Below are 18,915 nucleotides of genomic sequence, written 5' to 3'. Positions count from 1 at the left end.
CCCCGGTGTCGTTTGGACATACGTGCACCCATACGACGCTCCGCGCCGGTTTCCCGGCGGACCATCGGCCACGCCGATCTACGACGCGCTCTACTCCGAGTACGTCAAGTCCTTCCGTTCGCTGCCGGGCGACCGCAGCGGCGAGGAGGAGCTGGGCTTCACCGCGTTCGGGAACATCCCCCACGCCTTGGGCTCGTTCAGCAGCTCGTACAGCGCCTACAGCGCGGGAGCGTTCAGTGCCCGCCAGCAGTCGCAGTGGCAGCGGGTGGGACACATCGGGCAGCAGCACACCGGGATGCAGCACGTCCCGGCGGGGCTGCCACCCGGTCCGCGCAGAGGGAACTGAGACATGAGGAAGGGCGGCCCCCGGCGGGGGCCGCCCTTCCTCATGCGTACGTCACTTCTTCTTCGCGCCGCGCTTCTCGCGCACCCGCACCGAGATGTGGATCGGGGTGCCGTCGAACCCGAACTCCTCGCGCAGCCGGCGCTCGATGAAGCGCCGGTAGCCCGCCTCGATGAACCCGGAGGCGAAGAGCACGAACCGCGGCGGCTTGGTGCCGGCCTGGGTGCCGAAGAGGATGCGCGGCTGCTTGCCGCCCCGGATCGGGTGCGGGTGGGCGGCGACCAGCTCGCCGAGGAAGGCGTTGAGGCGCCCGGTCGGGACCCGCGTCTCCCAGCCCGCCAGAGCCGTCTCGATCGCGGGGACCAGCTTCTCCATGTGACGGCCGGTCTTCGCCGAGACGTTCACCCGCGGCGCCCAGGCGACCTGGCCGAGCTCGGTCTCGATCTCCCGCTCCAGGTAGTAGCGGCGCTCCTCGTCGAGGGTGTCCCACTTGTTGTAGGCGACGACGATCGCGCGGCCCGCCTCGACGGCCATGGTCACGATCCGCTGGTCCTGGACCGAGATGGACTCGGAGCCGTCGATCAGGATGACCGCCACCTCGGCCTTCTCGACGGCGGCGGCGGTACGCAGCGAGGCGTAGTAGTCGGCGCCCTGCTGGAGGTGGACCCGCTTGCGGATACCGGCCGTGTCGACGAACTTCCAGGTGACTCCGCCGAGTTCGATCAGCTCGTCGACCGGGTCACGGGTGGTGCCGGCCATCTCGTTGACGACGACCCGCTCCTCGCCGGCCACCTTGTTCAGCAGCGAGGACTTGCCGACGTTCGGACGGCCGATGAGGGCGATCCGGCGCGGGCCGCCGATCGCGGTGCCGAAGGTCTGCTGCGGCGCCTCCGGCAGCGCCTCCAGGACGGCGTCCAGCATGTCGCCGGTCCCCCGGCCGTGCAGCGCGGAGACCGGGTGCGGCTCGCCGAGCCCCAGGGACCACAGGTACGCCGCGTCGGACTCGCCGCTCAGGCCGTCCACCTTGTTGGCGGCCAGCACCACGGGCTTGCCGGCCTTGCGCAGCAGTCGTACGACCGCCTCGTCGGTGTCGGTGGCACCCACCTTGGCGTCCACGACGAACACGACGGCGTCGGCGGCCTCGATCGCGTACTCGGCCTGCGCGGCCACGGAGGCGTCGATGCCGAGGACGTCCTGCTCCCAGCCGCCGGTGTCGACGACCTTGAAGCGGCGCCCCGCCCACTCGGCCTCGTAGGTGACGCGGTCGCGGGTGACGCCGGGCTTGTCCTCGACGACGGCCTCGCGGCGCCCGATGATGCGGTTCACCAGAGTCGACTTGCCGACGTTCGGGCGGCCGACGACGGCGAGCACGGGCAGCGGACCGTGGCCAGCCGCCTCGATGGCACCCTCGACGTCCTCGGGGTCGAAGCCCTCTTCCGCGGCGAGCTCCATGAACTCCGCGTACTCGGCATCGCCAAGCGCCCCGTGGTCGTGCTCCTCGCCCGAGCCCTCGGAGTGGATGTGGTCGTTCATGAAGTCCGTACCTCGTTCATCGTGGTGATCGGTGGATCCCCGGTTTCCGCCGGTGTGATCCACTACTCAGTGTCGCCTAGCGCCCGGTCAGGCGCCTGGCGTTTTCCAGGTGGGTGCTGAGCTGCTTCTGGATGCGCTCGGTCGCCTCGTCGAGCGCCTTGCGGGTCCGCCGTCCGCTGCCGTCGCCCGCCTCGAAGGGGTCGCCGAAGACGACGTCGACCCGGCTGCGCAGCGGCGGCAGCCCCTTTATCAACCGTCCCGGCCTCTCGGAGCTTCCCAGCACCGCCACCGGCACGACCGGCGCACCGCTGCGCACCGCGAAGTACGCGAGCCCGGCCCGCAGGGAGGCGAAGTCGCCCTCGCCCCGGGTGCCCTCCGGAAAGATACCGAGAACCCCGCCGGCCTTGAGGACGTCGAGTGCCCGGGTGATCGCCCCGCGGTCGGCGCCGGAGCGGTCCACCTTGACCTGCCCGATGGCGGTCAGGAAGGGGTCCAGCGGCCCGACGAACGCCTCCTTCTTGATCAGGAAGTGCGTCGGCCGGGGTGACACGCCCATGACCATCGGGCCGTCGATGTTGTGGGAGTGGTTGACGGCGAGGATCGCGGGCCCGGTCGCGGGCATCCGCCAGGCGCCGAGCACGCGCGGCTTCCACAGCCCGTACATCAGCCCGACGCCGATCCGGCGCCCGACATCGGCGCCCCGCTCCGAAGGAGCCGTACCGGCAGCGGCCCTGCCGGAGGAGTCCGTGCTCACTTCCCGGCCCGCTTCTCCTCGACGAGGGTGACGACGCACTCGATGACCTGCGCGAGGGTGAGCTCGGTGGTGTCCACCTCGACCGCGTCGTCCGCCTTGGCGAGCGGCGAGGTCTTGCGGCTGGAGTCGGCCGCGTCCCGCTTGATCAGTGCCTCGCGGGTGGCCTGTATGTCGGTGCTCTTGAGCTCCCCGCTGCGGCGGGCGGCGCGGGCCTCCGGCGAGGCGGTGAGGAAGACCTTGAGGTCGGCGTCCGGCAGTACGGTCGTACCGATGTCCCGGCCCTCGACGACGATCCCCTTCTCGGCCGAGGTGGCCAGGGACCGCTGCAGCTCGGTGATCCGGGCCCGCACCTCGGGTACGGCGCTCACGGCGCTGACCTTGGAGGTGACCTCCTGGCTCCGGATCGGTCCGGCCACGTCCGTGCCGTCCACCGTGATCGTCGGGTTCTCCGGGTCGGTGCCGGAGACGATCTCCGCCTTGCCCGCCACGGCGGCGATCGCGGTCGGGTCGTCGATGTCGATCCCGTTGGTCACCATCCACCAGGTGATCGCCCGGTACTGGGCCCCGGTGTCCAGGTAGCTCAGCCCCAGCTGCGCGGCGACAGCCTTCGAGGTGCTCGACTTGCCCGTGCCGGAGGGGCCGTCGATGGCGACAATCACGGGCTGGGCGGCGCCGTTTTCCACGGGGGGACACCTTTCGGGTGCGGTCTGGCGAGTGGTGTGGGGGCGCGACTGTGCCCCGCACCAGGTTACTGGGTGCGCGTCACTCGTCCGGACGCATGCCCGGTCGGCGCCGGTCCGGGCCGCGCAGGGGCGGCGGGGCGGGACCCCTACTGCCGAATGGCCCAGCCTCGCTCCCGCAACGAGGCCGCCAGCACGGGTGCGGCCGACGGCTCCACCATCAGCTGCACCAGACCGGCCTGCTGCCCCGTCGCGTGCTCGATCCGCACGTCCTCGATGTTGATCCCGGCCCGCCCCGCGTCCGCGAAGATCCGGGCGAGCTGCCCGGGCTGGTCGTCGATGAGGACGGCCACGACCTCGTACACCCGAGGAGCGGACCCGTGCTTCCCGGGCACCCGCACCTGCCCGGCGTTCCCCCGCCGCAGCATGTCCTCGATTCCGGACGCACCCTCGCCCCGCTTCGCCTCGTCCGCGGACTGGAGCGCCCGCAGCGCCCGCACGGTCTCCTCCAGGTCCCCGGCGACATCGGTGAGCAGATCGGCCACCGGACCCGGGTTCGCGGAGAGGATGTCGATCCACATTCCGGGATCGGACCCGGCGATCCGGGTCACGTCCCGGATCCCCTGACCGCACAGCCGTACGGCGGCCTCCTCGGCGTGCTCGAGCCGCGCGGCGACCATGCTGGAGACCAGATGGGGCATGTGCGAGACGAGCGCCACGGCACGGTCGTGGGCGTCGGCGTCCATGACCACCGGCACCGCGCGGCAGTGCGAGACCAGCTCCAGCGCGAGGTTCAGCACCTCGGTGTCGGTGTCCCGGGTGGGCGTCAGCACCCAGGGCCGCCCCTCGAAGAGGTCCCCGGAGGCGGCCAGCGGCCCGGACTTCTCCCGCCCGGACATCGGATGCGTACCGATGTACGAGGAGAGGTCGATTCCCAGCCCCTCCAGCTCCCGCCGCGGCCCGCCCTTCACGCTGGCCACGTCGACGTACCCGCGGGCCGCCCCCCGCCGCATCGCGTCGGCCAGCACTCCGGCCACGTGCGCGGGCGGCGCGGCGACGATCGCGAGGTCCACCGGCCCCTCGGGCGCCTCGTCCGTGCCCGCGCCGAGCGCTGCGGCCGTGCGGGCCTGCTCGGGGTCGTGGTCGGCGAGGTGGACGGTGACGCCCCGCCCCGCGAGCGCCAGCGCGGCGGAGGTCCCGATCAGCCCGGTCCCGATGACGAGTGCGGTCCTCACTGGGCGATGTCCTTGCGCAGGGCGGCCGCGGCGCCGAGGTAGACATGGGCGATGTCGGCGCGGGGCCGGTCGGACTCGATGTGCGCGAGCACCCGGACGACCCGGGGCATGGCGCCCTCGATGTCCAGTTCCTGCGCGCAGATCAGCGGTACGTCGACGATGCCGAGCTTGCGGGCCGCGGCCGCCGGGAAGTCGCTGTGCAGGTCGGGCGTGGCCGTGAACCAGATGCTGATCAGGTCGTCCGCCGTCAGCTCGTTCCGCTCCATGATGGCGGTGAGCAGCGCCCCGACCTGCTCGTCCATGTGGCCGGCCTCGTCCTGTTCGAGTTGGACCGCACCCCGGACCGCTCGTACCGCCACGGCATTGCTCCTCGCTGATGTACCACCCGGCTCTTTGGACAACCAGCCTAGTCAGCCGGTACGGGGCGGGTGCGGGGCGCCCGCCTCCTGAGACGGCCTCCCGGACCGTACCGATGTCACCCGAATGTCCCAGTTTTGCTACCAGGAGCGAAAACACGCCCGTGCGCCTCTGGACGCGGGACCCCGGGTCCGCTCTGATGGCAGGAAACCCGCCTCGGGGGAGGCCCCATTTCATGAAGCGTTCCGGACCGTTGCTGACCCTGCTCGCGGGATTGCTGGTCGGCCTGTTCATGCTCTCGCTCAACGCCACCACGGGAGAGAAGTCCACGTCGTCGTACGTGAAGCCGCCGTCATCCGGGAAACCGTCGCCCAGCACCAAGGCGTCACCGGGCACCCCGCCGGCACGGACGTCCGCGCCGTCCAGTCCCTCCCCGGCCCGGACTCCGGTGCCCGGGGGCGTCTACACGGGCCGTACGGACGACGACTCCTCCGCGGTCGCGATCACGGTGCGCGACGACAAGGCGATCGCGTACGTCTGCGACGGCCACAACATCGAGTCGTGGCTCCAGGGCGACGTGAAGGACGACGGCAGCCTGCGGCTCACCGGAAAGGGCGGCGCGATCCTGGACGGCAAGGTGAAGGGGACCAAGGAGATCCGCGGCACGGCCCACGTCGGCAGCGGGAGTTACGCCTTCACCATCGGCAGGACGAAGAAGTCGTCCGGGCTCTACCGGGCGAACAGCACGGTGGCCGGCGCAAGGATCGAAGGCGGCTGGATCGTCCTGCCGGACGGCGAGCAGGTCGGCATCCTCAAGCGCGACGGCAAGCCCTCCCCCGCACCGGAGATCGACCCCGAGACCGGTGCGGTGACGGTCGACGGACAGCAGCTCACGGCCCGCCCGGTAACCCCCTGACCTCCTCCCGAGGGAGCCGATCATGACCGTCGACCCGAACGCGGCCACCCAGAGCTGGCCCCCGCCCGAACCCGAGCGCCGCCCCGGCGCGGCCCGCTATCTGATCCCGGCCCTGGTCGCCGCCGCGGTGGCGGTCGGCCTGGGGGCCTACGGCAAGGTCCACGACCCGGCGGGGACGGCCTTCAACCTCGCCGGCTTCAGCAGCACCGGCGCGGTCAAGTCATGGCTCGCGACGGTCGCGTTCTTCTTCGCGCTCGTGCAGCTCGTCTCGGCACTGATGATGTACGGCAAGCTGCCGGGCCCGCGTTGGTCCGCCACCGCGCACCGCTGGTCCGGCCGGGTGGCGTTCCTCGTCGCGGTGCCGGTCGCCGTGCACTGTCTGTACGCGCTGGGCTTCCAGTCCTACGAATCACGCGTTCTGTGGCACTCCCTCCTGGGTTGCTTCTTCTTCGGAGTGTTCAGTGCCAAGATGCTGCTGCTCCGCTCGGAGCGACTTCCCGGGTGGTTGCTGCCGATCGTCGGCGGGCTCGTCTTCAGCGTGCTCACGATCCTCTGGCTGACCTCCGCCCTCTGGTTCTTCCGCACCTTCGGAGTCACGACATGACGCAGAGCCCGACGCGGCGCACGGTCCTTCTCGCGACGGGCGCGGCCACGCTGACCGTCGGCTGCAGCGAGTACGGCAACGAGAACAGCGACTCCGGGTCCAGTTCGGTCGAGGCCGGCACCGAACTGGCGAAGACGAGCGAGATCCCGGTCGGCGGCGGGAAGATCTTCAAGGACGAGAAGGTCGTCGTCACCCAGCCGAAGAAGGGCGAGTTCAAGGCCTTCTCGGACATCTGCACCCACCAGGGCTGCCAGGTGACCAGCGTCTCCGGCGGCACCATCAACTGCCCTTGCCACGGCAGCAAGTTCCACATCGCGGACGGCTCGGTGGCCAACCCGCCGGCCAACAGGCCGCTGCCCGAGAAGCAGATCAAGGTCAGCGGGGACTCGATCGAGCTCGCCTAGGGCACCGGCCTCGGCGCACCGTCCGGTTAGAGTCGGGCGGTGCCCGAGCTGAAACTGCTGCGTGCCGGCCATGCCCCGGCGGTCCTGGCCTTCGAGCTGGCGAACCGCGCGTACTTCGCCGCCTCGGTCTCCGACCGCGGTGACGACTACTTCGACCGGTTCGCCGCCCGGTTCAGCGCCCTGCTGGCCGAGCAGGAGGCCGGCATCTGCGTTTTCCATGTGCTGGTCGCCGAGGACGGCTCGGTTCTGGGCCGGTTCAATCTGTACGACCTCGAGGACGGTTGTGCCGTACTCGGCTACCGGGTCGCGCAGCAGGTGGCCGGCCGCGGCACGGCGACCGCGACCGTCCTGGAGCTGTGCGACCTGGCGGCGGCGCGGTACGGGCTGCGCACCCTGCGGGCGGCCACCGCCCACGAGAACGCCGCGTCCCGGAAGGTGCTGCTCAAGGCCGGGTTCCTCCCGGTCGGTCCGGCCGATCCGGCAGAGCTCGGCGGCAAGCCGGGCACCTGGTACCAGCGCGATCTGGCACGGCGGCGGTAGCCCGCACCGGCTTGACCGGTCCACCGGCTGAGACCTCAGGAGTCCCAGAGCGCCCCGAGCGTCACCAGTTCACTGCCGTACTCGATGCGGTCGGCCCACTCGACCGGCCACGCCTCCGCTCCCAGGTGGGCGCCCGCGAAGGCGCCCGTCAGGCAGGCGATCGAGTCGGAGTCGCCGGAACTGCACGCGGCCCGCCGCAGGGCCGTCAGCGGCTCCTCCGGGAACTGCAGGAAGCACAACAGCCCGGTCGCCAGGGCCTCTTCGGCGATCCAGCCCGCCCCGGTGGCCAGGCACGGGTCCTCCTCCGGCGAGGCGTTGCGCACGGCGTCGTCGAGCCGGTCGAGGACAGCGAGGCACTCGTCCCAGCCGCGCGCGATGAACTGCCCGGGTGTCGGGTCCTGGCTACGCGTCCACAGGTCGCCGAGCCAACGCTCGTGGTACTGGCCCCGGTTCACCAGCGCGTACGACCGCAGCTGCCCGACCAGATCGCCCGGCGCGGTGCCCTGGGCGAGCAGCCGTACGGCACGTGCGGTGAGGTCGGAGGCGGCGAGCCCGGTCGGGTGGCCGTGGGTGAGCGCGGCCTGCAACTGGGCGGCGCCCGCGCGCTGTTCGTCGCTCAGTCCGGGGACGAGTCCGACGGGGGCGACGCGCATGTTGGCGCCGCAGCCCTTGGAGTTGATCTGGCTGGCGTGCTGCCAGGGCAGATCCGGGCGCTCCAGCAGGTCGCAGGCCCTCAGGCAGGTGTTGCCGGGGGCGCGGTTGTTCTCGGGGGAGCGGTTCCACGCGATGAACTCCCGCCGGACCGGCTCCGCCATCTCGGGCCCGAGCACTCCCCGGTCCATTGCCGCCCGCAGCCCTCTGCCCACCGCCAGCGTCATCTGGGTGTCGTCGCTGACGACGGCCGGCGTGCGCAGCTCCATCTCCCGCCACGGCCCGCACTTGGCGAGGATCGACGGCACGTCGTTGAACTCGGTCGGGAAGCCGAGGGCGTCCCCGAGGGCGAGGCCGACGAGGGTGCCGGTGGCGGCGCGTTTGGTCAGGATCATGGTCATGCGGGGCGTCCTTCCGGGGACGGTCGGAGGAGAGGAGGGTGCAGGGTGGCGGCCGGTCCCGCGCGGTAGAGCGCCGCCGGTTTGCCGCGGCCGCCGGTCAGCCGGGCAGCGCCGGGGACGGCCTCGACGAAGCCGGGTGTGGCGAGCACCTTGCGGCGGAAGTTGGGCCGGTCCAGGACGGTGCCCCACACGGTCTCGTACACCTGCTGGAGCTCCCCGAGGGTGAACTCGGGCGGGCAGAAGGCGGTGGCGAGGCAGGTGTACTCGAGCTTGGCGCCGACGCGTTCATGGGCGTCGGCCAGGATGCGGTCGTGGTCGAAGGCGAGCGGTCCCGCCTTGTCGTACGGCACCCAGCGGGCCTCGGCCGCGTCGCTGCCGCTGTGCGGCTTGAGCGGAGCGAGGTGGGGGTACCCCCGGACGGAGTCTGGGGGAGGGTCGGGCAGCAGGGCGGCGAACGCGACGGAGACGACCCGCATCCGGGGGTCCCGGTCGGGCTCGCTGTAGGTCCGCAGCTGCTCCAGATGCAGCCCGGAGAGGTCCGACAGGCCCGTCTCCTCGGCGAGTTCACGCCGGGCCGCCGTCTCCGCGGACTCGTCCGGGTGCACGAACCCCCCGGGCAGCGCCCAGTGTCCGGCGTACGGCTCCTGCCCCCGCTCCACGAGCAGCGCGTGCAGGGCGCCTTCGGCGATGGTGAGGACGGCGAGGTCGACGGTGACGGCGAAGGGTTCGTGGGCGTACTTGTCGTAGTCCACTCGCGCTCGCCCCCTTTATGGTCAGCATGACTAATAGTCATTACGACTATAAAGGGGGCGGGGGTGTTCGACAAGCCCCTGGCAGCGCCGCCCCAGGAAGGCGAGGAGCCGTGTCCCGGCGGGTGCGCCGGACGGTACGGCGACCGGTGCGCCGAACCGCACGCCCCGGTCCTCCTCCCCCACCACGCACTGGGCGACGGACAGGAGTTCGGCCGCGAGGCCCTGCGGAATGGGCCGCGGCCGACCGCAGGACCGGGACACGTCCCACCCGTGCACGGTGATCTCGACGGCGCCGACGGCGGCCATCACCCGCACGTCCAGCGGGCGTTCACCCACCAGCACCCCCTCGGGCGGCCCGGCGGCCCAGGCACCGAGCACGGCACACGCGCGGGTGCGGAAGCCGCAGACCCGGTCGACGTGCGGGAGCAGCCCGATCCGCCCGCCGCTGAGCCCCTCGTACAGCGCGTCCAGCGAGTCGTCGAGATGCTCCAGCAGCTCGCCCAGATCCCACTCGGGGCACGGCGTGCCCGTGCCGAGACCCACGCGCTGCGCCCCCGCCACGCTGCCCAGCGCGTAGGAGAGCGAGCGTTCCAACAACTCCCCCGCGCTCATGACAGCACCTCCGCCCGGCCTGCCGTCGCCGGGCCTGCCCCCACCGGGCCGCTGCAGCAGCCCCTCAGCGGCCTCGCGGTCGCCTCCTGGATCCCCGGGAGCCCGACGGGCCGCGAAGGCCGCACACGGCCCTCCGTCGCTGCCGGACACGTCCCGCCGCGGTTTCCGTTCCTCGCATCCATCCCCATGCCCTCCGTTCCCTCCGTCACGGATACAGACCAGGGGCAGGGCGAAAACGCATCGGCCGGCCCCGGAGGATTCCGGAACCGGCCGCACACACACGCGTGGCGGGACTACAGGTCGACTTCCTTCATCAGCATGCCGACCTCGGTGTTGGACAGCCGCCGCAGCCAGCCCGACTTCTGGTCGCCCAGGGTGATCGGCCCGAAGGCGACCCGCACCAGCTTGTCGACCGGGAAGCCCGCCTCGGCGAGCATCCGGCGGACGATGTGCTTGCGCCCCTCGTGGAGGGTGACCTCGACGAGGTAGTTCTTGCCGGTCTGCTCGACGACCCGGAAGTGGTCCGCCTTCGCGTACCCGTCCTCCAGCTGGATGCCGTCCTTGAGCTGCTTGCCCAGGTCCCGCGGGATCGGGCCCACGATGTGCGCGAGGTAGACCTTCTTCACGCCGTACTTGGGGTGGGTCAGCCGGTGGGCCAGCTCGCCGTGGTTGGTGAGCAGGATCACACCCTCGGTCTCGGTGTCGAGCCGCCCCACGTGGAAGAGCCGCGTCTCACGGTTGGTGACGTAGTCGCCGAGGCACTGCCGGCCCTCGTTGTCCTCCATCGTCGAGACCACACCGGCGGGCTTGTTCAGCGAGAAGAACTGGTACGACTGCGTCGCCACCGTCAGGCCGTCGACCTTGACCTCGTCCTTCTCCGGGTCGACCCGCTTGCCCTGCTCCAGCACGATCTCGCCGTTGACCTCGACCCGGGCCTGCTCGATGAGCTCCTCGCAGGCCCGCCGCGAGCCGTAGCCCGCGCGCGCGAGGATCTTCTGGAGCCGCTCGCCCTCCTGCTCGGCGCCCGGGAAGGTCTTCGGAAGCTTCACGTCCTTCTTGCCGGCGTACCGCTCCCGGTTGCGCTCCTCGGCCCGCGCCTCGTACTCACGGGAGGTCGCCGGCACGGAACGGCCGCGCCCGGTGCCCTGTCCCTGCTTGGGGCCGCCCTTGGCGCCGCCGCGCGCGGAGGCACCGCGCCCGGACTTCGGTCCTTCGTGGGTGCCGCCGGGGCCCACGTCGTAGCGGCGCTCCTCGGGGCGGGGCTTCTTCGGCCGGCCGCCCTGCTTGTCGTCGCGGTCGTTGCCGGCGCCGCGGTAGTTACCGCGACCACCGGTGCTCCCGCCGCGACCACCGCTGCTGCCGCCGCGGCCGCCGCTGTTGCCACCACGGCTCCCGCCGTTGTTTCCGCTGCTGTTCCTGCCGCTGCTGCTTCGCATCAAGTTTCCGTCTAGTTGTCGTCTGGGTCCTCGGAATCCGGAGCGTCCGGATCGAACGACGGTACGGCTTCCTGGGTCTCGGCCTCGATCGCCTCCGCCTCCGGGAGGAAGGGCGCGAGCTCCGGGAGCTCGTCCAGACCGCGCAGGCCCATCCGCTCCAGGAAGTAGTTCGTCGTCACGTACAGGATCGCACCTGTTTCGGGTTCCGTGCCCGCCTCCGCGACCAGGCCCCGCTGGAGCAGGGTGCGCATCACACCGTCACAGTTCACTCCGCGCACCGCGGAGACCCGGCTGCGGCTGACCGGCTGCCGGTAGGCGACCACCGCCAGCGTCTCCAGCGCCGCCTGGGTGAGCCGGGCCTGCTGGCCGTCCAGGACGAACCGCTCCACGGCCGGGGCGTACGCGGCCCGGGTGTAGAACCGCCAGCCGTTCGCGACGTGCCGCAGCTCGAAACCTCGTCCCTGAGCGGCGTACTCGCCCGCCAGTTCCCGCAGCGCCCTGGTGATCTGCCGCTTCGGCCGCTCCAGGATCTTCGACAGGTGCTCCTCGGTCGCGGGCTCGTCCACGACCATCAGGACGGCCTCCAGGGCCGGCTTCAGATCGAGGTCGGCGACGCTCGGCGGTCCCTCCGGAGCCTCGGTGGTCTCCTCGCTCACGCCTTGTCCTCCTTGGGCGGCTCGGGCTTGGGCGGCTCGGGCGGTCGGTCGAACTCGTCGGTCACCATCGGCTCGGCCTCCCCCGCACCGCCGGTCCACCGCACGACCAGCTCCCCGAGGGCGGTCTCCTGGTCCAGCGCCACGGCCTTCTCCCGGTACAGCTCAAGGAGCGCGAGAAACCTGGCCACGACGGTCAGGGTGCCGTCGGCGTCCTCCACCAGCAGGCGGAAGCTGGCCTCACCGAGTTCCCTGAGCCGGGCGACCACGATGCCGGCCTGCTCCTGGACGCTCACCAGGGGCGCGTGGATGTGGTCGACGTACACCTGCGGCTTGGGCTTGGGCTGCATCGCCTTCACGGCGAGCTTCGCGAACCCCTCGGGCCCGATGCTGATGACGACCTCGGGCAGCAGGTCGGCGTGGTGCGGTTCGAGTCCGACGGTACGGGGGTAGCGCCGGGCCTCCTCGTCGAGGCGCCGGTTGAAGATGTCGGCGATCTGCTTGTAGGCGCGGTACTGCAGCAGGCGCGCGAAGAGCAGGTCCCGGGCCTCCAGGAGCGCCAGGTCGGCCTCGTCCTCCACCTGGGCGGCGGGCAGCAGCCGGGCCGCCTTGAGGTCGAGGAGGGTGGCGGCGACGACGAGGAACTCGGTCGTCTCGTCGAGGTCCCAGTCCGGCCCCATGGCCCGGATGTACGCCATGAACTCGTCGGTGACCTTGGAGAGCGCGACCTCGGTGACGTCCAGCTTGTGCTTGGAGATCAGCTGGAGGAGGAGGTCGAAGGGTCCCTCGAAGTTGGCAAGCCGAACCTTGAAGACCCCGTCGGCCGCACGCTCGCCCTGAGCCCCGACCGCAGGGCCGCCCTCGGTCCCAGGAACAGCCTCAGGCTCGGCCTCGGACTCCGGCTCCGGCTCCGACTCAGTGCTCGCCTCCGACTCCGGGACGGCGTCACCCCCAAGGACAGCCTCAGCTCCAGGGACGACCTCACGCTCAAACTCGGGCTCGTACTCCGGTTCGGCGTCCGCCTCCGGAACGGCCTCAGTGGTGGGGGCGCCCTCAGACACAGGGCCGGCCTCGGCCCCAGGGACAACCTCAGGCTCCTGCGCGGCCCCAGGCTCCAACTCGGCCTCAGAGTCCGGCTCGGCGTCCGTCTCGAACTCCGGGACGGCCTCAGCCCCAGGGACACCCCCAGACCCAGGGGCAGCCTCGGCCCCAGGGACAACCTCAGGCTCCGTGTCGACCCCGGGGTCCAGCTCGGCCTCGGACTCCGGCTCGGCATCGGCTGCCGGCACCGGCACAGCCCCAGGCTCCGGAAGCTCGATCTCCGTTCCATCCGGGACCGGCGCCGCACCCGGCTCGACCCGCGGAGCGCCCGGCCCCCGCCCCAGCACACGCCGACGACCGGCAGCTGCGCCGGCGCCGGGGGGAACGTCGTTCGAGGTCATAGCCCCCGCAGGCTACCGCTACCGCCCACGCAGCCGACGGACGAGAATGCTCGCGTCCCCGCGGGACTCCAGATCCGCCAGCACCACGGCGACCGCCTCGCGCACGATCCGCCCGCGGTCCACCGCCAGCCCGTGCTCGCCCCGGAGCACCAGACGGGCGTGCTCCAGATCCATGAGCTCCTCGGCCGACACGTACACGGTGATCTTCTCGTCGTGCCGCTCGCGCCCACTGGGCCGCCGAGCGGGCGACCGGCCGCGCTTGCCGCGCTGCTGCGCACCGCCGGAGGCCTGGGCAGAACCTTCCTGCGCCTCCTGACGTCGCGCGGAGCGCTCCGCGGCGGCCGCCCGGAGACGGGACTCGCCCGCCTCCGCGGACTCGGCGTCGGCCGCCACATGCTCGGCCCCGTCGCCGTCCCCGCCCTGTGCGGGCACGGAGTGCGGCGCGTCCTCGGCCCCGTCCGGCTCCCCCGCGGGAGCCGGCACCCGGGCCTCGCCGTTGGCCCCCCGCCGGGGAGTGGACGCCTGGAGCGCCATCCCCCCTGTCGTACGGAACAGTTCGTCGGCCCCCGGCAGACTCACTCGGCGTGACACCGGGCGAGCACCTCCCTGGCGAGCTGGCGATAGGCGGCGGCACCGACGGAGTTGGAGGCGTACGTGGTGATCGGCTCACCGGCGACCGTGGTCTCCGGGAAGCGCACCGTACGCCCGATGACCGTGTGGTAGACGTGGTCGTCGAACGCCTCGACCACGCGGGCCAGGACCTCACGGCTGTGGACCGTGCGCGAGTCGTACATCGTGGCGAGGATCCCGTCGAGCTCCAGCTCCGGGTTGAGCCGCTCCTGGACCTTCTCGATGGTCTCCGTCAGCAGTGCGACACCACGCAGGGCGAAGAACTCGCACTCCAGAGGCACTATCACCTTGTGCGCGGCCGTCAGGGCGTTGACCGTGAGCAGGCCGAGCGAGGGCTGACAGTCGATCACGATGTAGTCGTAGTCGGCCATGAGCGGCTTCAGGGCGCGCTGCAATGTCGACTCGCGGGCGACCTCGGAGACCAGTTGGACCTCCGCCGCCGACAAGTCGATATTGCTCGGCAGCAGGTCCATGTTGGGGACCGCGGTCTTCAGCAGGACCTCGTCGGCCGCCATGCCCCGCTCCATGAGCAGGTTGTAGACGGTGAGGTCGAGCTCCATCGGGTTGACACCGAGACCCACCGACAGCGCGCCCTGCGGGTCGAAGTCCACGAGCAGCACGCGACGGCCGTACTCCGCGAGCGCGGCACCCAGGTTGATGGTCGACGTCGTCTTGCCCACGCCGCCCTTCTGGTTGCACATCGCGATGATCTTCGCGGGGCCGTGGTCGGTCAGCGGGCCCGGGATCGGGAAGTACGGCAGCGGGCGTCCGGTCGGACCGACGCGCTCACGGCGCTGACGGGCCGCGTCAGGCGCGAGCGTGGCCGCGTACTCCGGATCCGGCTCGTACTCGGCGTCGGGGTCGTAGAAGTGCCCCTCGGGCAGTTCGTCGTAGTCGGCGAAGTGGTTGTGGGGCGCGCCACTTCCGTCGCCGGCCATGGCGTTCACGTGATGGCCATCCATGCTCTGGTGTGCTGTCCGCACGGTCTGCGGACGACTCTGGTGGGCTGCGAAGGTGCGCACCGCGACGGAGCCGACAGCCTCGAACCCTGCGGGGCTCTGGGCCCCGGCAGGCATTCCTGGTTGACCACCCCCGGGAGAAAATGTCGACTCATTCACAAGTCGTCTTACCTCCTTGGTGACCAGGAAACTTCTAGACAAGGTCAGCGTGGCACCATGCCGACGGTTGGCGACTCTATGGCGTGTCGGGTGTTCACAGCAACACAATCCGCCGGACCCGGCAGGATGTGTCGGCAATGAAACATCCCGCTGTCAAGGGCGTACGGCAGTCGCACGGCAGGTTTCGCCGGTGTACGAATCGGTTCAAGGGTTACGTTCGACGCGAGTTGACCGAGAGTCGCAAAGTGACCATACACACATCCGGCCGGACCTTGTGGGGCAAGGTCCGGCCGCATGTGCCTCGTTGACGCGCCTTGTTGACGTATCGCCTTTACGAAAAGGTGACTTAGCTCTCTGCCGAGGTCAGAGGCTCAGCCGAGCAGGGTGTCGAGCTCCACGTGCTCCAGTCCGTGGGCCTCCGCGACCTCCCGGTAAACGACCTTGCCGTCATGGGTGTTGAGACCCTTCGCCAGCGCGGGATCGCGGCGCAGCGCCTCCACCCAGCCCCGGTCGGCGAGTTCGACGATGTAGGGCAGCGTGGCGTTGGTGAGCGCGTAGGTCGAGGTGTTGGGCACCGCGCCGGGCATGTTGGCGACGCAGTAGAAGACCGAATCGTGCACCTGGAAGGTCGGCTCGGCGTGCGTGGTCGGGTGGGAGTCCTCGAAGCAGCCGCCCTGATCGATCGCGATGTCGACAAGGACACTTCCGGGCTTCATCCGCGCCACGAGCTCGTTGGTGACCAGCTTCGGGGCCTTGGCCCCCGGGATGAGGACGGCACCGATGACAAGGTCGGCGTCCAGGACCGCCTTCTCCAGCTCGAGGGAGTTGGACATGATCGCGCGGACCTTGGTGCCGAAGACCTTGTCGGCCTCGCGGAGCTTGTTGATGTCGCGGTCGAGCAGCGTGACGTGGAAGCCCATGCCGACGGCGATCTGGGTGGCGTTCCAGCCGGAGACCCCGCCGCCGATGACGACGGCCCGCGCGGGCTGGGTGCCGGGGACACCGCCGGGCAGGACACCGCGGCCGCCGACCGAGCGCATCAGGTGGTAGGCGCCGACCTGCGGGGCGAGCCGGCCCGCGACCTCGGACATCGGGGCGAGCAGCGGGAGCGCGCGGGAGGTCAGCTCGACGGTCTCGTAGGCGATCGCGGTGGTGCCGGACTCGATGAGCGCGTCGGTGCACTCCTTGGAGGCGGCCAGGTGCAGGTACGTGAAGAGCGTCTGGTCCTTGCGGAGACGGTGGTACTCCTCGGCGACCGGCTCCTTGACCTTCAGCAGCAGGTCGGCGGTGGCCCACACCTCGTCGGCGGTGTCCAGGATCCGTGCGCCCTCGGCGACGTACTCCTCGTCCGGGATGGAGGAGCCGACGCCGGCGCCGCGCTCGATGACGACCTGGTGGCCGTGGCGCACCAGCTCGTGCACACCGGCGGGGGTGATGGCCACCCGGAACTCGTTGTTCTTGACCTCGCGGGGGATGCCGACCTTCACGTGGATCACGGTCCTTGGCTCAGAGTGTGTGGGGCAATACAACACATACCCGGGCATGCGTGAGCACACCAGGAGACACCGCAGGAGAAGGTGCGGCAGAGCCAGTCTAATGAAGGTGTTCCCGCTGTCTAGCCTTTCATTGCATCAATGTTCAGCGGATGTACTACGGATTTCGCAGGCATCAGCATCATGTTTCGGATCCTCGGCCTGCTGAGAGGCGGGTTCCTCCTGGGAAAGCTCCTCCCCCAGCAGCCGCTCGGCGGCGCCGCGGTGCAGCTGAGCGGCCGCCGGATCGCCGAGGCGGTCGAGCGTGTCCGCGAGCCGCAGCTGGAGCGCGGCCAGCAGCCGGACGTCCTCGGCGCGGCGCGCGCACTCCACGGCCTCCTGGCAGGTGCGCAGCGACTCCTCGGGGTGTCCGGCGTACTCCTGGACCCGGGCGAGTTCGCTCAACGCCCGTGCGTGGGCCGCGACATCGCCCTCCTTGCGGTGTCCGGCGAGCGCGGCCCGCCAGTTCCTGACCGCCTCGCCGTAGTGGCCCGCACAGGTGTGCGCGGCGGCGATACGGCCGTACAGCCGGGCGGCCTCCGCGCGCTCGTCCCGGGCCAGACGCTGGGCGAGGGCCCGGCCGAACCAGTCGGCGGCCCGGTCGTAGTCCCCGAGCTCCAGATGCGCGCCGCCTACGGATTCCATCGCGCGGCAGGTCGCGTACGGGTCGTTCGCCTCCCGTCCGGCGTCCAGGGCCGCCCGATAGCGCGTGAGCGCTTCCCGGGTGCGGCCGGTCTGGGCGTCCAGGTCGGCGAGGTTCAGCAGGGCGGCGGCCTTCTCGCGGGGCAGGTCGCGCCGCTCGGCCACGTCCAGGACGAGGCCGTGGATGCCGTAGAGGTCGGGGGCGGCGGCCTTCATGCCGAAGTGGGCCACCATCGTGCGCACGAGCTGCGACATCAGGCGCCGGGCCAGGGTGTCCAGCTCCCCGTCGGCGACCGCGAGGCGGGCCGCGGCGAGCAGGGCCGGCCTGCGGATGCGCAGCCAGTCCTCGGCAGCCCGGGGGGTCGGGAAGCGCACCGAGTCCGGCATGGCCTGAAGCTTCTCGCGGGCGTCGGGACGGTCGGTCTCGGTGATCGCGCGGGAGGACTGCAGCAGCCGTACGGTCCGCTCCAGCATGCGGGCGCGGGCCAGCTGGAGCTCGGCAGGGCGGTCCTGGCTGTCGGCGAGGGCCTTGAGCAGGGGGTACAGGCAGCCGGGGACCTCGTACTGCGGCAGGGGCGAGTCCACGGCGTGCAGCAGACCGAGCCCGACGAAGTCGTCGAGGGTGGAGCGGGCACCGCTCACCGAGCAGCCGGCGAGCGCGGAGGCGGTGTGCGGGTCGAGGAGGCCGGCGGGGGCGAGGGAGAGCAGGCGCAGGGTCCGGGCGGCCGCGGCGGGCAGGGAGGTGTAGACGAGCTTGAAGACCCGGCTGAGCGGGCTGCCTTCGTCACTCTCCGTATGCAGCTGCTTGGCCAGATCGGAGACGGCGGCCTTGGGCCGGGCGGCGAGCCAGCCCCCGGCCAGCATCAGCGCGGCGGGGTGGCCCTGGCACTCCTGGACGAGCCCCTCGGCGGCACGGGGGTCGACGGTGATCCGGACCGACCCGGTGTGCCGGGACAGCAGCTCCAGCGCGGACTTGGTGTCGAGCCCGCCGAGGGTGCACGGACGGACGTCCGCGATCCCGGTCAGCGGACCTCCCGACACGGCCACGACCAGGCACTCCGGGGTATCCGGAAGCAGGGCGTCCACCTGTTCCGGGGACACCGCGTCGTCGAGCAGGAGCAGCGCGCGACGCTCGGCGAGGGCCTCGCGCAGCACCGCCGTGAGGTCGTCCTCCGCGGCTCCGGCGGGTGCCCGTACGTCGAGCGCGGTGAGCAGCTCCCGGGCGGCGTTCCCGACCGGTACGGGGGTGCCGTCGGGCTCGCTCAGCCGGACGCGGAGCACCCCGTCGTCGTAACGGTCAGCGACCACCCGGACGAGTTCTTCGGCGAGTGCGGTACGGCCGGACCCGGGGCGCCCCGCGATGAGCAGCACGCGCGCGCGGGGGGCCTTTCTGCCGGAGAGCGTGTCGAGTCCCGCCCGCTCGATGTCGGCGCGCAACTCCTTCAACTCCCGTGTCCGACCCAGGAATCGGTCCTCGCCGGACAACCGTGTGCCGCCTGCGTCCACCGCCTGATCCGTCACGGGCCACACTCCCGTCCCACCGCACGCGCAAAGCCCGCCGGTGACCCCGGTTCGGGCTTTTCAGAGCCTAGTTCACGCTGTGCAACGTTCCTGGCGGAGCGCGGCGGTGGGGCCGCGAGAGTCCCTCAATCGGATCAACGGATCATAGGATCTCCGGAT

At 71.3% G+C, this 18,915-nt stretch carries 20 protein-coding genes; 5 read left to right on the top strand and 15 right to left on the bottom strand.

What is annotated here, in order from left to right; genetic code table 11:
- Positions 1 to 22: 22 nt before the first annotated feature.
- The gene (locus RKD20_RS34685; RefSeq protein ID WP_424881152.1) at positions 23 to 346 is read left to right on the top strand and encodes a hypothetical protein; all 324 of its coding nucleotides are present in this window, start codon (positions 23 to 25) and stop codon (positions 344 to 346) included.
- 51 nt (positions 347 to 397) lie between these two features.
- Here the strand turns inward: RKD20_RS34685 and der are convergent, their stop codons facing one another.
- The 5 genes from der to aroH form a co-directional block, all read right to left on the bottom strand.
- Positions 398 to 1,876, bottom strand: a complete 1,479-nt coding sequence (gene der / locus RKD20_RS34680; protein ID WP_424881151.1) for a ribosome biogenesis GTPase Der — start codon at positions 1,874 to 1,876, stop codon at positions 398 to 400.
- A gap of 76 nt (positions 1,877 to 1,952) precedes the next feature.
- Entirely contained in the window at positions 1,953 to 2,669 is a 717-nt protein-coding gene (locus tag RKD20_RS34675; protein ID WP_424881150.1) for a lysophospholipid acyltransferase family protein, read from the bottom strand.
- A complete protein-coding gene (cmk, locus tag RKD20_RS34670) occupies positions 2,627 to 3,313 on the bottom strand; it encodes a (d)CMP kinase (protein WP_007381027.1) in 687 nt (228 codons plus the stop codon). The genes RKD20_RS34675 and cmk overlap by 43 nt, the downstream gene beginning before the upstream one ends.
- Before the next feature lie 146 nt (positions 3,314 to 3,459).
- Positions 3,460 to 4,545 (bottom strand): prephenate dehydrogenase, encoded by a 1,086-nt coding sequence (locus RKD20_RS34665; protein ID WP_424881149.1) that lies wholly within the window; start codon positions 4,543 to 4,545, stop codon positions 3,460 to 3,462.
- The gene (gene aroH / locus RKD20_RS34660) at positions 4,542 to 4,904 is read right to left on the bottom strand and encodes a chorismate mutase (RefSeq protein WP_007381029.1); all 363 of its coding nucleotides are present in this window, start codon (positions 4,902 to 4,904) and stop codon (positions 4,542 to 4,544) included. The genes RKD20_RS34665 and aroH overlap by 4 nt, the downstream gene beginning before the upstream one ends.
- Positions 4,905 to 5,137: 233 nt before the next feature.
- Here aroH and RKD20_RS34655 point away from each other — a divergent pair, with 233 nt between their 5' ends.
- The 4 genes from RKD20_RS34655 to RKD20_RS34640 are packed head-to-tail and all read left to right on the top strand — an operon-like array spanning position 5,138 to position 7,366.
- Positions 5,138 to 5,818: a hypothetical protein gene (locus RKD20_RS34655; protein WP_424881148.1), complete on the top strand. Its 681-nt coding sequence runs from the start codon at positions 5,138 to 5,140 to the stop codon at positions 5,816 to 5,818.
- 22 nt (positions 5,819 to 5,840) lie between these two features.
- Positions 5,841 to 6,422 (top strand): DUF6529 family protein, encoded by a 582-nt coding sequence (locus RKD20_RS34650; protein WP_424881147.1) that lies wholly within the window; start codon positions 5,841 to 5,843, stop codon positions 6,420 to 6,422.
- Positions 6,419 to 6,826, top strand: a complete 408-nt coding sequence (locus RKD20_RS34645; protein ID WP_424881146.1) for a Rieske (2Fe-2S) protein — start codon at positions 6,419 to 6,421, stop codon at positions 6,824 to 6,826. The genes RKD20_RS34650 and RKD20_RS34645 overlap by 4 nt, the downstream gene beginning before the upstream one ends.
- Before the next feature lie 39 nt (positions 6,827 to 6,865).
- Complete coding sequence (locus RKD20_RS34640) at positions 6,866 to 7,366, top strand: GNAT family N-acetyltransferase (protein ID WP_424881145.1); 501 nt, start codon at positions 6,866 to 6,868, stop codon at positions 7,364 to 7,366.
- A 35-nt stretch (positions 7,367 to 7,401) separates the two neighbouring features.
- Here the strand turns inward: RKD20_RS34640 and RKD20_RS34635 are convergent, their stop codons facing one another.
- The 10 genes from RKD20_RS34635 to RKD20_RS34590 all read right to left on the bottom strand — a co-directional run bounded on the left by RKD20_RS34635 (position 7,402) and on the right by RKD20_RS34590 (position 18,756).
- Positions 7,402 to 8,418, bottom strand: coding sequence for an ADP-ribosylglycohydrolase family protein (locus tag RKD20_RS34635; protein ID WP_424881144.1), 1,017 nt, complete (start codon positions 8,416 to 8,418; stop codon positions 7,402 to 7,404).
- The gene (locus RKD20_RS34630) at positions 8,415 to 9,170 is read right to left on the bottom strand and encodes an NUDIX hydrolase (RefSeq protein WP_424881143.1); all 756 of its coding nucleotides are present in this window, start codon (positions 9,168 to 9,170) and stop codon (positions 8,415 to 8,417) included. The genes RKD20_RS34635 and RKD20_RS34630 overlap by 4 nt, the downstream gene beginning before the upstream one ends.
- A 30-nt stretch (positions 9,171 to 9,200) precedes the next feature.
- Positions 9,201 to 9,782, bottom strand: coding sequence for a TIGR03086 family metal-binding protein (locus RKD20_RS34625; protein ID WP_424881142.1), 582 nt, complete (start codon positions 9,780 to 9,782; stop codon positions 9,201 to 9,203).
- A 293-nt stretch (positions 9,783 to 10,075) separates the two neighbouring features.
- Entirely contained in the window at positions 10,076 to 11,218 is a 1,143-nt protein-coding gene (locus RKD20_RS34620; RefSeq protein ID WP_020117884.1) for a pseudouridine synthase, read from the bottom strand.
- An 11-nt stretch (positions 11,219 to 11,229) separates the two neighbouring features.
- Positions 11,230 to 11,874 carry an SMC-Scp complex subunit ScpB gene (gene scpB / locus RKD20_RS34615; RefSeq protein WP_424881141.1) on the bottom strand — a complete coding sequence of 215 codons (645 nt, stop codon included), beginning with the start codon at positions 11,872 to 11,874 and terminating at the stop codon, positions 11,230 to 11,232.
- Positions 11,871 to 12,932 (bottom strand): segregation and condensation protein A, encoded by a 1,062-nt coding sequence (locus tag RKD20_RS34610; protein ID WP_424881140.1) that lies wholly within the window; start codon positions 12,930 to 12,932, stop codon positions 11,871 to 11,873. Before RKD20_RS34610 ends, scpB begins: the two co-directional genes overlap by 4 nt.
- A gap of 399 nt (positions 12,933 to 13,331) precedes the next feature.
- Positions 13,332 to 13,904 (bottom strand): hypothetical protein, encoded by a 573-nt coding sequence (locus RKD20_RS34605; RefSeq protein WP_424881139.1) that lies wholly within the window; start codon positions 13,902 to 13,904, stop codon positions 13,332 to 13,334.
- Positions 13,889 to 15,019, bottom strand: coding sequence for a ParA family protein (locus RKD20_RS34600; protein WP_020117888.1), 1,131 nt, complete (start codon positions 15,017 to 15,019; stop codon positions 13,889 to 13,891). Before RKD20_RS34600 ends, RKD20_RS34605 begins: the two co-directional genes overlap by 16 nt.
- Before the next feature lie 413 nt (positions 15,020 to 15,432).
- Positions 15,433 to 16,548 (bottom strand): alanine dehydrogenase, encoded by a 1,116-nt coding sequence (gene ald / locus RKD20_RS34595; RefSeq protein ID WP_424883388.1) that lies wholly within the window; start codon positions 16,546 to 16,548, stop codon positions 15,433 to 15,435.
- 144 nt (positions 16,549 to 16,692) lie between these two features.
- Entirely contained in the window at positions 16,693 to 18,756 is a 2,064-nt protein-coding gene (locus tag RKD20_RS34590) for a tetratricopeptide repeat protein (protein ID WP_424881138.1), read from the bottom strand.
- Positions 18,757 to 18,915: the final 159 nt, after the last annotated feature.

This window comes from Streptomyces sp. SLBN-8D4 (genome assembly GCF_049739545.1).
Lineage (GTDB): Bacteria > Actinomycetota > Actinomycetes > Streptomycetales > Streptomycetaceae > Streptomyces > Streptomyces canus_C.
Note: the sequence above shows the minus strand (reverse complement) of the source record. Positions and strands in the feature narration are given on the sequence as shown.

Bases quoted from the DNA above. Each gene is read 5' to 3' on its own strand.
- RKD20_RS34625 (WP_424881142.1), bottom strand. From the start codon at position 9,782: ATGAGCGCGGGGGAGTTGTTGGAACGCTCGCTCTCCTACGCGCTGGGC.
- RKD20_RS34635 (WP_424881144.1), bottom strand. From the start codon at position 8,418: ATGACCATGATCCTGACCAAACGCGCCGCCACCGGCACCCTCGTCGGC.
- RKD20_RS34645 (WP_424881146.1), top strand. From the start codon at position 6,419: ATGACGCAGAGCCCGACGCGGCGCACGGTCCTTCTCGCGACGGGCGCG.
- RKD20_RS34600 (WP_020117888.1), bottom strand. From the start codon at position 15,019: ATGCCTGCCGGGGCCCAGAGCCCCGCAGGGTTCGAGGCTGTCGGCTCC.
- RKD20_RS34650 (WP_424881147.1), top strand. From the start codon at position 5,841: ATGACCGTCGACCCGAACGCGGCCACCCAGAGCTGGCCCCCGCCCGAA.
- RKD20_RS34655 (WP_424881148.1), top strand. From the start codon at position 5,138: ATGAAGCGTTCCGGACCGTTGCTGACCCTGCTCGCGGGATTGCTGGTC.
- der (WP_424881151.1), bottom strand. From the start codon at position 1,876: ATGAACGACCACATCCACTCCGAGGGCTCGGGCGAGGAGCACGACCAC.
- RKD20_RS34620 (WP_020117884.1), bottom strand. From the start codon at position 11,218: ATGCGAAGCAGCAGCGGCAGGAACAGCAGCGGAAACAACGGCGGGAGC.